At 70.1% G+C, this 13333-nt stretch carries 16 protein-coding genes; 3 read left to right on the forward strand and 13 right to left on the reverse strand.

Going from position 1 to position 13333, the window contains the following annotated elements; all coding sequences use genetic code 11:
* Window positions 1-8 precede the first annotated feature (8 nt).
* The 7 genes from VFR64_15980 to VFR64_16010 form a co-directional block, all read right to left on the reverse strand.
* Window positions 9-218 carry a zinc ribbon domain-containing protein gene (locus VFR64_15980; protein HET9491238.1) on the reverse strand — a complete coding sequence of 70 codons (210 nt, stop codon included), beginning with the start codon at window positions 216-218 and terminating at the stop codon, window positions 9-11.
* Window positions 219-221: 3 nt separating this feature from the next.
* Entirely contained in the window at window positions 222-425 is a 204-nt protein-coding gene (locus VFR64_15985; protein ID HET9491239.1) for a ubiquitin-like protein Pup, read from the reverse strand.
* 86 nt (window positions 426-511) lie between these two features.
* Complete coding sequence (locus tag VFR64_15990; protein ID HET9491240.1) at window positions 512-1666, reverse strand: 2'-deoxycytidine 5'-triphosphate deaminase; 1155 nt, start codon at window positions 1664-1666, stop codon at window positions 512-514.
* A 31-nt stretch (window positions 1667-1697) separates the two neighbouring features.
* Window positions 1698-2951, reverse strand: coding sequence for an MFS transporter (locus VFR64_15995; protein ID HET9491241.1), 1254 nt, complete (start codon window positions 2949-2951; stop codon window positions 1698-1700).
* Window positions 2948-3874: a homoserine kinase gene (gene thrB, locus VFR64_16000; protein ID HET9491242.1), complete on the reverse strand. Its 927-nt coding sequence runs from the start codon at window positions 3872-3874 to the stop codon at window positions 2948-2950. The genes VFR64_15995 and thrB overlap by 4 nt, the downstream gene beginning before the upstream one ends.
* Window positions 3853-4590, reverse strand: a complete 738-nt coding sequence (locus VFR64_16005) for a cytochrome c biogenesis protein CcdA (protein ID HET9491243.1) — start codon at window positions 4588-4590, stop codon at window positions 3853-3855. Before VFR64_16005 ends, thrB begins: the two co-directional genes overlap by 22 nt.
* A gap of 2 nt (window positions 4591-4592) precedes the next feature.
* Window positions 4593-5276, reverse strand: a complete 684-nt coding sequence (locus VFR64_16010; protein HET9491244.1) for a TlpA disulfide reductase family protein — start codon at window positions 5274-5276, stop codon at window positions 4593-4595.
* 49 nt (window positions 5277-5325) lie between these two features.
* Between VFR64_16010 and VFR64_16015 the strand changes: the two genes are divergently transcribed.
* Genes VFR64_16015 through VFR64_16025 form a run of 3 tightly spaced genes read left to right on the forward strand, consistent with a single transcriptional unit; the run spans window position 5326 to window position 9073 of the window.
* Complete coding sequence (locus VFR64_16015) at window positions 5326-7122, forward strand: peptide ABC transporter substrate-binding protein (GenBank protein ID HET9491245.1); 1797 nt, start codon at window positions 5326-5328, stop codon at window positions 7120-7122.
* 50 nt (window positions 7123-7172) lie between these two features.
* Entirely contained in the window at window positions 7173-8132 is a 960-nt protein-coding gene (locus VFR64_16020) for an ABC transporter permease (GenBank protein ID HET9491246.1), read from the forward strand.
* Window positions 8132-9073 (forward strand): ABC transporter permease, encoded by a 942-nt coding sequence (locus VFR64_16025; protein ID HET9491247.1) that lies wholly within the window; start codon window positions 8132-8134, stop codon window positions 9071-9073. Before VFR64_16020 ends, VFR64_16025 begins: the two co-directional genes overlap by 1 nt.
* A 47-nt stretch (window positions 9074-9120) precedes the next feature.
* Here VFR64_16025 and VFR64_16030 read toward each other — a convergent pair whose 3' ends face one another.
* The 6 genes from VFR64_16030 to VFR64_16055 form a co-directional block, all read right to left on the reverse strand.
* Window positions 9121-9348, reverse strand: a complete 228-nt coding sequence (locus VFR64_16030) for a hypothetical protein (GenBank protein ID HET9491248.1) — start codon at window positions 9346-9348, stop codon at window positions 9121-9123.
* Window positions 9349-9369: 21 nt separating this feature from the next.
* Window positions 9370-9651, reverse strand: a complete 282-nt coding sequence (locus VFR64_16035) for a hypothetical protein (GenBank protein ID HET9491249.1) — start codon at window positions 9649-9651, stop codon at window positions 9370-9372.
* Window positions 9648-10685: a hypothetical protein gene (locus VFR64_16040; protein ID HET9491250.1), complete on the reverse strand. Its 1038-nt coding sequence runs from the start codon at window positions 10683-10685 to the stop codon at window positions 9648-9650. Before VFR64_16040 ends, VFR64_16035 begins: the two co-directional genes overlap by 4 nt.
* A 31-nt stretch (window positions 10686-10716) precedes the next feature.
* Window positions 10717-11919, reverse strand: a complete 1203-nt coding sequence (locus VFR64_16045; GenBank protein HET9491251.1) for a hypothetical protein — start codon at window positions 11917-11919, stop codon at window positions 10717-10719.
* A 123-nt stretch (window positions 11920-12042) separates the two neighbouring features.
* Window positions 12043-12315 (reverse strand): hypothetical protein, encoded by a 273-nt coding sequence (locus VFR64_16050; GenBank protein ID HET9491252.1) that lies wholly within the window; start codon window positions 12313-12315, stop codon window positions 12043-12045.
* Window positions 12316-12329: 14 nt separating this feature from the next.
* Window positions 12330-13325 (reverse strand): type II CAAX endopeptidase family protein, encoded by a 996-nt coding sequence (locus VFR64_16055; protein ID HET9491253.1) that lies wholly within the window; start codon window positions 13323-13325, stop codon window positions 12330-12332.
* Between the last annotated feature and the right edge of the window lie 8 nt (window positions 13326-13333).

Below are 13333 nucleotides of genomic sequence, written 5' to 3' on the forward strand. Positions count from 1 at the left end.
GCCGGGAATCAGTGGCAGGCGCAACCGCCCCCGCAGCAGGAGCCGCCCGAGGGCATGGCGGTCGACACCGCTCCCTCCGCCTTGAAGGCGAAGAGCGAGAGCTTGCGCTTGACGTTCGCGCTGGCGCAGGCCGGACACGTCACGCCCGCGGTCGGCGTGGCCACATAGCGCTCGAACTCCCGCCCGCAGCCGGCGCAGCGGTATTCGTACACCGGCATCGCCTACTGCCCTCCCCGCTGGACGTAGCTCTTGACGAACTCCTCGGCGTTCTCCTCCAGGATCTCGTCGATCTCGTCGAGGAGCTTGTCGATGTCTTCCTTGATCTTCTTGCCCTTCTTCGTCAGCTCGGGGCTGCCTGCCGCCGCCCCGTCGCCGCCCTCGGAAGGTTTGCTCGGCCTGGTCTCTTTCTTCTTCTGCTCTGCCATAAGCGCTCTCCGTCGGTCAGGTGGACCGCGCCGCTGCCACCATCCTGTCCCAATTCTAACAGATGGCCCGAGGCCAGCGGCCCTTTTCAACCCCGCCTAAAGTGCTTGCTCAACGTCAAGGTCTGATGCTGGTAGGACGAATTGAGGCCGACGCCGTACACGCGCTCCGGCCGGCTGGCCAGCCGCTCGAACAGGACCTTGAAGGAGATCTGGCCGTCGTAGAGGAGGAACGGAACCTCCCGAGCCCGCACCTCCATGACGACCTTCGTGCCCAGCACGCTACCGTCGCCGTAGCCGAAGCCGGGATCGAAGAACCCCGCGTAGTGGGTGCGAATTTCCCCCGCCCCGGCGTCGTACACCACCATCTCCGCCGCGAAGTCCGGGGGCACCCGGATGCGCTCGCGCGAGACCAGGATATAGAACCGGTTCGCTTCCAGGATGTAGGCATCGCGCCCGGGACGCTTGATGGGCTCCCAGAACTCGGCGGGATCGTACCAGTCGACGCGACCCAGGTCGACGGCGGGCGGGTTGGGATGCGCCCGATAGCCGATGATGCCGCCGGTGCGCCGTCCCGAGAGGTCGACGCCCATGCACAAGCCCTCATTGAAGACGACCCGCTCCAGGGGGATCTGGCGGTCGTCGTCGTCGTAGAGGAGCGGCGTGTTCCGGTAGAGCTCGGCCAGTCCCGCGTCGGGCAGCAGCGCCTGGCCGCTGAGCAGCCGGAGCTGGTTGAGGGACTGCCCGCGGTGCACGCGAACGGGGAACGATTGGGGCGAGATCTCGAGATACAGCGGGCCCTCGTAGCCGGCGCCGATCTCGTCGAACCGCGGGGTGGCGTCGGTGATGACGCGCGTGAAGATGTCCAGTCGCCCGGTGGTGCTCTTGGGATTGCAGCGGCCGCGCACTGCCGGGGGCAGCGCCAGCGACTCCAGCAGGGGCACCAGATACACCGAGCCCCGCTGGAGCGTGGCCCCCGCCTCCAGCGACAGCCGGTCGATGACCAGGTCGGTGTCCTCGTGGCGCAGCCGTGCTTCCACGGATTCCCGGAACGGCAGGAAGCTGGCGCGCAGCTGGTAGGCCACGGCTCCCAGACGCAGGTCGAGACTGGCCGGCTGGAACTGCTGGTCGTCGAGCGCCGCTGTCGCGCGGATCCAGCCCGCAGCGGCGCCGGCTCGCAGCGCCTGGTAGGGAAGCACCCCGGGGGGAAAGCCGGGCTCGCCCGGCGCGGAGCTCCGCGTCACGCGCTCCACTTAGCATCGCCCCCCGGCACCGTCAAGGCGTCCGACGGCGGGCCAGCCAGAAGCAGGCCGAGCCGAGCGCGCTGAAGAACACCGACGACAGGAACACCAGACGGTAGGACCCCAGGAGGTCGTGCACCGCGCCTCCGAACCAGGGCCCGATGGCGGCGCCCACGCCGTTGGACACGTTCAGCACACCGTAGATCACGCCGAAACGGCGGCCGCCGAACAGCTCCGTGGCGATGGCGGTGATGATCGGACCCCGGGCGCCGAAGCCGAGCCCGAACAGCACGGCGTAGGCCACGAGCCATCCCGCGTGGGGCCAGGCTTCCGTCGCGATCAACGTGAGGGCGCCCGCGGCGGTGCAGCCGAAGGAGACCGTGGCGGAGACCGCGCCCCCGAACCGGTCGGCGGCCACGCCGAAGAGCGGGCGGCCCAGACTCGACATCAACCCCATCAGCCCGAAGATCGAGGCCACCAGCAGCCGCGGGAAGCCCAGGTCCACGGCGAACGCCACCTGGTGCGTGAAGACGGGAAAGACGGCCAGGGGCGTGAGGAGGTACGCGGCGAACAGCGCCCAAAACGCGCGTGCGCGCAGCGCGCCGGCCAGGGTCGCCTCCCGCGCGCGGCGCGCGGCGGTATGATCCACGGCGCGCGAGCGCCGCGTTCCGTCGGTGCCCTCCGCCGCCGACGCCACGGGATCCCGCGTGCCGAACCACGCGGTCGGCAGCAAGACGACGAGCACGGCCAGGCCGAGCGCCAGGCTGGCCGCGCGCCAGCCCAGGTGATCGATGAGCCACTGGCTGAGCGGACTGATCACGAAGATGCCGGCGCCCATACCGGAGAACGCCAGGCCGACCATGCGGCCCCGCCGCTCCGTCACCCAGTGGGACAGGAGCACGCCCATGGGCACCCAGCCCATGGCCACGATCCCCATGGCGCCCAGCACGCCCGTGTAGACATAAAACTCCCATGGCGTGCGGATGGTCGCCGCGAGGATCGCCGAGGCGCCCAGCAACCCGACCCCGGCGAGGATGACGCGGCGCGGTCCCACGCGATCGACCACGATACCGGCGACGGGAGCCAGGAGACCCTGCAGCAGCGTCGACATCGACAGCGCGCCAGCGGTCAGGGCGCGCGACCAGCGGAACTCGTCGAGGAGGGCGACGAAGAAGATGGGAAAGGTGAAGAAGACGCCGTAGGCGACGGCCAGCACCAGCCACACCGCCGCGACGACCCGGTGCTGCCGTCGACCTCCGGCGGCCCCGGGCGATGGCGGGCCCGTCACGCGATGGCGTGCGCGACGGCACCCTGCCCGTCGACGTCGAGGGTACGTGCGCGGCCCGCGATCTGCGCGCGCCGGAGGGCCGCCTCCATCGCTTCGGCGACGGCCTGGGCGTCGTCGGCCACCACGGCCAGCAGCGCCGGGCCGGCGCCGCTCAGCACGCATCCCAGCGCTCCGGCCCGGCGCGCCGCCGCAGCCACCTCCGGCATCCAGGGGAACAACGACAGGCGGTACGGCTCGTGCAGCCGATCCTCCAGGGCCACCTGCAGGATCTCGGGACGGTCGGCCTGCAAGCTCGCCAGCAGCAGGGCCACCCGCTGCACGTTGAAGACCGCGTCTGAATGGGACACCGTCGCCGGCAGCACCGCCCTGGCCTCGGCGGTCGAGCTCGTGATCTCGGGCACGAGGACCACCCAGCGCAGGCGCTCGGGGACCGGCAGTGGCACGGCGGTGACTCCGTCCTTGCCCGAGCAGGACACGGTCAGGCCCCCGTAGAGCGCGGCCGCGACGTTGTCGGGATGGCCCTCGGCCCGAGCCGCCAGCGTGAGCAGCGCCGGACGGTCGAGGGGCGAGCCGAGCAGCGCATTGCCGGCCATCAGCCCGCCCACCCAGGCCGCCGCGCTGGAGCCGAGCCCGCGCGCCAGTGGGATGCGGTTCAGGCAGCGCACGGCGCATCCGGGGAAGCGACGACCGGCCGCCTCGTAGGCGGCGCGGATGCCGCGTACCACCACGTTGGGCTTGCCCGTGGGAACCTTGCCGGCACCCTCGCCCTCGACCGTCACGCTGATGCCGTCGGCTTCCTCGGCGCTCACCTCGTTGTAGAGCGCCAGGGCCAGGCCCAGCGCGTCGAAGCCCGGCCCCAGGTTGGCCGTGCTGGCAGGGACCTTGACCTGGACCTGCGGCGCTACAGCCGCTCGAGCAGCCACGCGGGCGTCAGCGAGATGGCCCAGGCGTTGAGGACCGTGTAGTAGTTCGTGAAGACGAGCACGCCCACGACGACGAGCAGGACGCCGGCGCTGCGCTCGACCACGGGGATGAAGGGCCGGTAGCGCTTGAAGAAGCGCAGGAAGGAGCCCAGGGCCAGAGCCGACAGCAGGAACGGCACGCCGAGGCCGGCGGAATAGGCGACGAGCAAGCCCACCCCCCGCTGCACCGTCTCCGCCGTGCCGGCCAGCGACAGGATCGCGCCCAGAATGGGTCCGACGCAGGGCGTCCAGCCGACGGCGAACGTGATGCCCACCAGGAGGGATCCCGCGTACCCTGCGGGCTTCTCGCGCAGCTGGAAGCTCGCGGTGCGGCCCAGAAGCCCCAGCCGGAATACGCCGGCGATGTAGAGGCCGAAGAGCACGATCAGCGCGCCGCCCAGTCGACGGATCCCCTCGCGATGCTCGAGCAGAAACTGCCCGGCCGCGCTGAACGTGGCCCCCAGCGCGATGAAGACCATGGAGAAGCCGGCCACGAAGGCGATCGCGTGCAGGAGGATGCGGCGGCGCGCCGCCGGCGCGATGTCGCCGGTCAGGTCGGCCACCGACATGCCGGTGATGAAGGACAGATACGAGGGGAACAACGGCAGCACACAGGGTGACAGGAACGAGAAGAGGCCCGCGCTGAAGGCCACCGCCACGCCGACCGACTGTCCCATCCCTATCTCGTCAGACCTTCCACCAGGGAATGCGCCGCGTCATTGTCCCAGGTTCGTGGCCCCAGCGCCAGGGCGGCCAGGTTGCCGTGCCGGTCGACGATGAACGTCGCGGGCAGCGCGCGCACGCCGTAGAGGTTGGCCACCTCGAATTTGGAGTCCAGCGCGACCGGGAACGTCAAGCGATGCTCGGCCACGAAGGGCCCGACGGGGGCGGGATCGCCGTCCAGCGAGACCGCGAGCAGGACGAAGCCACTGCCCTTGTGCTGTCGCCACAGCCGCTCCAGCGCCGGCATCTCCTCGAGGCAGGGTGGGCACCAGGTGGCCCAGAAGTTGACGAGGAGCACCTGTCCCCGATGCGCGGCGAGGCGGAAGGACTTGCCGCCCAGCAGGGGCAGCGTGAAGTCCTGCACGGCGCGGGGCCGGGACGGCCGGATCAGGTCCAGCTCGCGCATGGCCGCGTCGACGGAGATCTGACGCCCGCCCCGCGGCGTGCCCGCAGAGCCGGACGCCGGCCCCGGGGGCGCCGGCGCCGCTGGGGACGCCGGCGGCGTCTCCGGGCGGGCCGGCCGGGCGTGGACGACCGGAGCCTCGTCTTCCGCCGGACGTGAGGCGACGTAGGCGAGGCTCACGGCGATCGCCGTCAGCACCGCCGCGAGCAGAATCGAGCGAGCCAGCGCTCTCGACATGGATGAAAGCACCCTCTATATTATGCCCGCCTCGGCGAGGAGGTCGGACATGGATGAACGAGAGCTGCACGAGCTGCTGAGAGAGGTCAAGGCCGGACGCCTGTCGCGCCGCGCCTTCATGACGTCGATGATCGGGCTGGGGCTGACGGCGCCGATGGTGAGCCAGATGCTGGCGTCGGCCGGGATCGCGCAGGCCCAGCCGAAAACGAGCGGCTTCACCCCCACCAAGCGCGGCGGCGGAGGCCTGGTGAAGGCCCTCTTGTGGCAGGCGCCCACGCTCCTCAACCCGCAGTTCGCCGTGGGGACCAAGGACCAGATCGCCTCCCGCGTGTTCTACGAGCCGCTCTGCTCCTACGACCCCGACGGCAATCTGGTCCCCGTGCTGGCCGCCGAAGTTCCCAGCCAGCAGAACGGGATGTTGACGAAGGACGGAAAGTCGGTCACCTGGCGGCTGAAGAAGAACGCCGTGTGGCACGACGGCAAGCCGTTCACGGCCGACGACGTCGTCTTCACCTGGGAGTACGTGATGGATCCGGCGACGGCGGCCGTCACGGCCGGCCCCTACCGGGACATCGCGCGCATCGACAAGCTGGACAGCCACACCGTGAAGATCGCCTTCAAGAACCCGGCGCCGTTCTGGTCGGCGCCCTTCTGCGGCGGCACCGGCATGATCATCCCCAAGCACCTCTTCGCAGCGTACAAGGGGGACAAGTCGCGCGAGGCGCCCACGAACCTCAAGCCGGTGGGCACCGGGCCCTTCAAGTTCGTGGACTTCAAGCCCGGCGACATCGTGCGCGGCGAGATCAATACGCAGTACCACGTCCCCAACCGCCCCTTCTTCGACCAGGTCGAGCTCAAGGGCGGCGGCGACGCCATCTCGGCGGCTCGCGCGGTCATCCAGACCGGCGAGTACGACTACGCCTGGAACCTGCAGGTGGAGGACGACATCCTCAAGCGCCTGGAGCAGGGCGGCCGAGGGCGGGTCGACATCGCCGCCACCGGCAACATCGAGCACATCCAGCTCAACAACACCGACCCGTGGAACGAGGTGGACGGCGAGCGCTCCTCGGTCAAGAGCAAGCATCCGGTCCTGACCGACCCCGCCGTGCGCCAGGCCCTGAACCTCCTGGTGGACCGGGCCTCGGTGCAGGAGCAGATCTACGGGCGGACGGGTCTGGCCACCGCGAACTTCCTCAACGCGCCCGAGCGGTTCCGCTCGAAGAACACGCGCTACGAGCTCAACATCGACAAGGCCAACCAGATCCTGGACCAGGCCGGTTACAAGCGGGGCCCGGACGGGATCCGGGCCAAGGACGGCAAGAAGCTGAAGTTCGTCTACCAGACGTCGATCAACGCCCCCCGGCAGAAGAACCAGCAGATCGTCAAGCAGGCCTGCGCCAAGGCTGGGATCGATGTGGAGCTGAAGGCCGTGACCGCCTCCGTCTACTTCTCGTCGGACGCGGCGAACTGGGACACCTACAATCACTTCGCCACCGACATCCAGATGTACACGACCACCATGACCGAGCCCGACCCCCAGCGCTTCATGGATCAGTTCACCTCCTGGGAGGCGGCCGGCAAGGCCAACAAGTGGCAGGGACGCAACAAGACCCGGTGGCAGAACGGGGAGTACGACAAGCTCTGGAAGGCCGCCGAGTCCGAGATGGATCCGGTCAAGCGGGCGAGCCTGTTCATCCGGATGAACGATCTCGTCATCCGCAACGTTGTCGTCATCCCCGTCGTCTACCGGCCGCGCGTGGCCGGTATCTCCAGCCGGCTGCGGGATGTCGTCCAGAGCGGCTGGGACGTGGATACCTGGGGCCTGGCCTACTGGTCGCGCGCCTAGCGGTCCGAGGCGGGAGCCGGGTCGCCCGGCCCGGCTTCCGCTGAGGCGGCATGTCCAGGTACCTCGTTCGGCGCCTCTTGATCGCCGTCCCGGCCCTCCTGGGGATCAGCCTCGTGCTGTTCACGGTCCTGGCCCTGGCCCCGGGCGACCCCTTCGAGGAGCTGGCCACCAATCCGAATGTTCCGGCCGAGGTGCGCCTGAACCTCAGGGCGAAGTTCGGCATGGACGATCCGGTGCCGGTGCGCTACGCGCGCTGGCTCACCTCCATGCTGCGCGGGGAGTGGGGATTCTCGTTCGCCAGCCGCGTCGACGTCGACACCTTGATCCTCCAGCGGCTGCCTACCACGCTCATCGTCTTGGGCTCCGCCCAGCTGCTGGGGCTGCTCATCGCGCTTCCCGTGGGGACGCTGTCGGCGATGCGCCCCTACTCCATCTTCGACCAGGTGGCGACGACGTTCGCCTTCATCGGCTTCTCGCTGCCGACGTTCTTCACCGGCCTGCTCTTCATCCTGCTCTTCAGCATCTATCTCGACTGGCTGCCCTTCATCTATCGCGCCGACATCGCGGCGACCGGCTGGCAGTGGTACTGGGAGCACCTCAAGCAGGCCATCATGCCCGTCACCGTGCTGGGCCTCTTCCAGGCCGCCTCGCTGACCCGGTTCACCCGCTCGGCGGTCCTCGACGTGATCCGGCTGGATTACGTCACCACCGCCCGGGCCAAAGGGCTCTCCGAGCGCGTCACCATCCTCAAGCACGTGATCCGCAACGCCCTCATCCCGGTGGTGACGCTGGTCGCGCTCCAGCTGCCTCAGATCTTCACCGGAGCCGTGGTCACCGAGCAGATCTTCCGGGTTCCCGGCATCGGGTCCCTGCTCATCTCGGCTATCCTGGCCAACGACACGCCGGTGATCATGGCCATCACCTTCGTGTTCTCGTGCCTGGTCGTGCTCTTCAACCTGGTGGCGGACCTCGCCTACGGCTGGCTCGACCCCCGGATCTCCTTCCGCTGATGGCCGACGACGCCGCCTCGGCCGCCATTTCGGCTCCCGTTCTTCCCCGCGGCGTGGCCAGCGACACGCTCTGGACCGAGATGCGGCGCCGCTTCCGACGCCATCGTCTGGCCATGGCGGGGACGCTGGTGCTCGCCCTGATGGTCCTGGCGGTCCTGGTCGGGCCGCTAATCTACCGGGTGCCCGTCAACGAGATCGATTTCCGGGCCAAGCTCCAGGGACCGTCCTGGGCGCATCCGCTCGGCACCGACGATCTCGGCCAGGACCTGCTGGCCCGCATGCTCTATGGCGGGCGCATCTCGCTGGCGGTCGGCCTGGCCGCCATGCTGATCGCGATCACCGTCGGCACGCTCATCGGCGCGCTGTCCGGGTATGTCGGCGGCGTGATCGATCAGGCCCTCATGCGCGTGACCGATCTGTTCCTCTCCCTCCCGCAGCTACCGCTGCTGCTGCTCATCGTCTACCTCTTCCGTGACCTGCTGAAGAACGCGCTGGGCGCGGAAGCCGGGGTGTTCGTGCTCATCGTGGCCGTCATCGGCGGGCTGCGCTGGATGCCGGTGGCCCGTCTGGTGCGTGCGCAGTTCCTGTCCCTGCGCGAGAAGGAGTTCGTCGAAGCCGCGCGCGCGCTGGGCGCGCCCCCGCCCCGCGAGGTGATTCGCCACATCTTGCCCAACGCCGTGGGCCCGGTGATCGTGGCCGGCTCGCTCGACGTGGCCACGGCCATCATCGCCGAGTCCACGCTGTCGTTCCTCGGCCTGGGCTTCCCGCCCGACATCCCGACCTGGGGACGGATCCTCTTCGACGCCAAGGACAACCTGGACTTCGCCCCTCACTGGGCGGTGTTCCCGGGGACGGCCATCTTCCTGACCGTGCTGTCGATCAACTACGTGGGCGATGGGCTGCGCGACGCGCTGGACCCTCGGCGAGTGCTGGGGGATTAGGGACATGGGGGGCCCCGAGATGGCCCCCCATTCCCCCCAACGCGTATCTAGCCCTGGCCCTGCAGGAGGAGCTTGGCCACCTCGGACACGATCGCGCGAGCCCGTTGGTCCAGCTCGGCTTCCGTGAGGTTGGCGATCGGGTGCGGCATCATCAGGAACCGGTAGTCGGGGAGCCCCCACTGGGTGGCCATGGCCCGGCCTGTTCCCTCGAACACGTCGGTCACGATCGAGGCCGAAGGCACGCCGGCCTTCTCGAGGACGATGCCGTCGAGCACACTGCCCGACGAGCAGGACCCTCAGTCGCCGATGCCGGCGACCACGACGTCGCAGGTCCGGCGCACCTCCTCGACGATCTCCTCGTGGGCGGGCACGCTGGCGTTCCGCTTGCGCCACATGCGCGCCGAGGCGGCCCCGTACTCCTGGACCAGCAGATCACCGATCTTCTGGAGCAACCGGTCGGAGTTGAACTTGGTGTTCTCGATGAGGGCCACGCGCTTGCCGGTGAGCGACGTCGGCCGGGCCGTGTAGGCGATGGCCTGCCGGGCCGCCGGGGTGGTAGGGTCGAGGAGCTCGATCATCGCTTGATCTCCTTTGTCACGGCTTGGCAGGAGCGCCGGCTGCCCCAGCCGGGAATGTAGGCGGAGAAGGCTCCGGCTCGCCCGCCTGCGGCCACGACCAGAATATCATCGGGCGTTTCCACCAGCGGGCGCATCTTGCTCTCGTCACCCGGCTGAACCGGGCCGGCCATCCGCTGGGTCCGCCTGAGGTGGGCGTGGGAGTTCTGGGTGTGCTCCCACACGAAGCGGCGGATCTCCGGCTTGCCCCAACCGCCGGCGGCGATGGTCCGCATGTGCTCGCCGGCGATGATCAGCGCGTAATGCGGCTGCCCCATCACGTTGCCGGAGATCCGCATGGCGTCGCTGAGGGTGGTGAGAAACCCTTCGGCGGTATTGGAGAGCTGGTTGTACACCTGATGGGGAGCCTCGGCGGCCATCACGGTCACCGCGCTCTGCTCGGGCCGGAGCCCCCGCTCCACGTGCAGGGGCGTCCACGGACTTTCCTCCTCGTTCTCCCCGATCACGTAGGAGAGCTTGCCGGGATGGCCCAGGGTGCCCCGGTCCAGCGTCCCCGGCCAGGATCCGCACACGTTGCGCATGATCAAGCGCACGGCCCGCCCGATGGTGAGATTCGAACGCCAGCCCGGCCCGAAGAGATTGTCGCCGCAGTTGATGTCCAGCTCCCGCCGGATGGGCCCGTTGACGATCATCAGCACCCCGGCGCCGGCCGTCGAGGTGCCGGGCCCGTGATAGGACCACCGCGGGTCTCCGATGGCCTCCACGGCAGCGACCACCACCGGCATGTAGGCGGGGAGGCAGCCGGCCATCACCGCGTTGATGGCGACCTTCTCGGCGGTGATGGAGACCGCGCGGTGCTCGACGTAGGACACCTGGTGCTGCGGCTGCAGCCGGACCGCCTCCAGCATGGCCCGCACCTTGGCCTCGGTCGGGGGCACGACGGGCAGACCGTCGCTCCACCCTTGCTGAAAACAGAACTCGATGGCGTCGTCCGCGCTTGCCACGGAGTGACGCTGCGACGTCAACGTGACGGACATGGCGCTCCTTTCTCCAGCGGCGGCCACCCTATCACCGCCCCCTGGCGGGGGCAACGGGCTCTTCCACGGGCACGGTCACCGCGCGGGTGGCCCCGAAGGTCGGGACGATCGCCGAGTGCTTGCCGGGGCCTCCGGCCACGACCACCATCACGTCGTCGGGGGTGACGGCGACGCTCACGGTGTCGTCGGGCGAACGGCCGCGGAACCGGGCGGGGTCGATGGTGGCGAACCGGGCCAGGTTTTCCCGGCTGAACGCGCCCAGGCGCACGCGCGCGCGCTCGAAGAAGGCGCGCTTGAGGTCTTGCTTCGACCAGCCCGACGCGGCGATGGTCCGGGCGTGCTCGGGACCGAGAATGATCAATGGCTCTCCGCCCAGGTAGATGTTGTTGTTGCCGGTGGTCGCGGCGGTACCGGCCAGCGCCGACAGCATCGCCTCCGCCGACGTCGAGCCATGGTCGTTGACATTGTGGGGCGCCTCGGCGCCGCACACGGTCACGCAGCTGGTCGAGGCCGCCAAGCCGCGCTCGACGTGGAGCGGCTCCCAGGGCGATTCCGCCTCGTTCTCGGCCACACAGTAGGTGAACTTGCCGGGATGGCCGAGCGTGGCCCGGTCACCCTGGCCGGGTCGCGCCCCGCCGACGTTCTGCAGCGTGAGCCGGAGGGCGCGCCCCACGACGGCGTTCGCCCGGTGACCCTGCCCCAGGGCGTTGGGACCAGCGCTCACCCCGAGCCGCCGGGCGGCGGGACCATTCACGATCACCAACGGTGTGCACGGGTGGGTGGTGGCCTGGATGGCGTCGAGGTTGAAGCGGGGATCGGCGACAGCGCGGACAGCGGCGATCACCAGCGGCAGATGCTCGGGTCCGGCGCCGGCCAGCGCGGCATTGGCCGCGATCGCTTCGAGGGTTGCCCCGCCCCGTCGCGGCGCCAGGGTGGCCACGACCTCTCCGGCCGGCCGGCCGGAGAGCAGACGGGCGACTCGCTCGGCAGTCGGCGGCAGCACCGGCAGCCCGTCCCCCCAGCCTTCGGCGAGGGCGAACTCCTGGAACGCCTCGATGTCGTCGGGCGCGGCCAGCAGGGCGGCCGCGCGCGCCGCCGCCCTCGCCGAGGGAACGGGATCACGGGTCAGCGCGTGCACAACCGCGTCGAACACGCCGGCGGCGCGCGCCGCGACGGCCTCCGGATCCACGCCGCCGATGGGGTGGGCTACGGTGACGACGGGAAGGTCGGGCATGCCCAGCGCGGCGGCCGCGCCGTGGCCCAGCGAGGCGAAGAGATCAGTGCCCAGAACGACGGTGGGGATTCCCCGCGCCTCGATCTCGACCGCGTCGTGGATACTCCACGACGTGCAGGACCCTCAGTCCGCGGAACCGGTCAGGACGACGTCGGCGGCTCCCACGATGGCGTCGATGTCTTCGGCGGCCCGCGAGGACCCCGGCTTGCGCCAGCGGCGGATCGAGGCCACGCCGGCCCGGCTGACCAGGAGCTCGGCCAGGCGCGCCAGGAGCACGTCCGCGTTGGGCTTGGAGTTGTCCAGGACGGCGAGCCGGCAGCCGCCGAGAGCGGCGGGGCGCTTGGCCAGCGTTCTCAGCGATGTGTCGGTCAGCCCCAGCGGACTCAGCACCTGCATCGAGTGGGCCTCCCCTATGTCCAGGCGTGGGCCAGGAACGCGACTAGATCGTAGACCACGTGGACGACGATAGTAAACGTCGTCGAGGTGCGCCGTTTCACCAGGCCGAGCGCTGCCCCCACCGCGAAGATCATGAGGATTCCTGGGATCTGATACTGGACGTGGAGGACGGCGAAGAGCGCGGCGCTGACGGCGATGCCGACCCGGGGCTGGAGCGCGCCCCGGAAAAGCACTTCCTCGCCCACCCCGGCGCTGAGCGACACCAGGGCTGCGCCAGCCACCGGCGGGATGCCGACGAGCTCGAATTCGAACCGGTCCTCGAGCGCGTGAACGCCGGGAAGCACCAGGCTCTCGGCCCACTCCATGACGGCGACCGCGACGTTCAGGGCGAGCGCCGTCAGCGCCGCGTAGCCGACCTGCGGCGGCCGGAGTGGTCTGAGGTCGAGACGGGCCAGGGTCACGGCCACGTCGCGCGTGACCAGGAAGCCGACGCCGGCCAGAGCCAGGGCGACGTCGGAGACGACGGCGACCAGTGGCTCCGTCGGATGGAACGGGACGCTGGCGGAGGGCTCCTCCTGCAGTTGCACGAACAGGACGGCCGCGGAAAGGGCGGTCAGCACCATCGTCGCGGCGGCCACGGCGTGGACGGGACAGGCCGGGTCGAGCCCCAGCGGTCGCAGCCAGGCCGCGCGGAGCCGGGCCGGCGCCAGCACGGCGGCCAACGCGGCCGCCGCAAGCGAGGCGACGACCGTCTCGAAGGGATCGAGCCCGAACGGCTCCAGCGCGAGCGCCCACGTCGCGGCCGCGCCGGCCGCACACACTGCGGCGACCGCCAGGGCCACCCCGGTCAAGTGATTCCTGCCCCAGCTGGCGCGCCCCACCGCGTGCGCCGCCACCGCGGCGACGATCAGCGGAACGGTGAGGGCCAGGCCCTCCGCGACACCGGCGAGGTCGAGCGCAGTGAAGGCGACCGATAGAACCAGCCAGAGGAGCAGGCCCCACCCGGGCATCCTGTCCT

This window comes from Candidatus Methylomirabilota bacterium, assembly GCA_035709005.1.
GTDB lineage: Bacteria > Methylomirabilota > Methylomirabilia > Rokubacteriales > CSP1-6 > 40CM-4-69-5.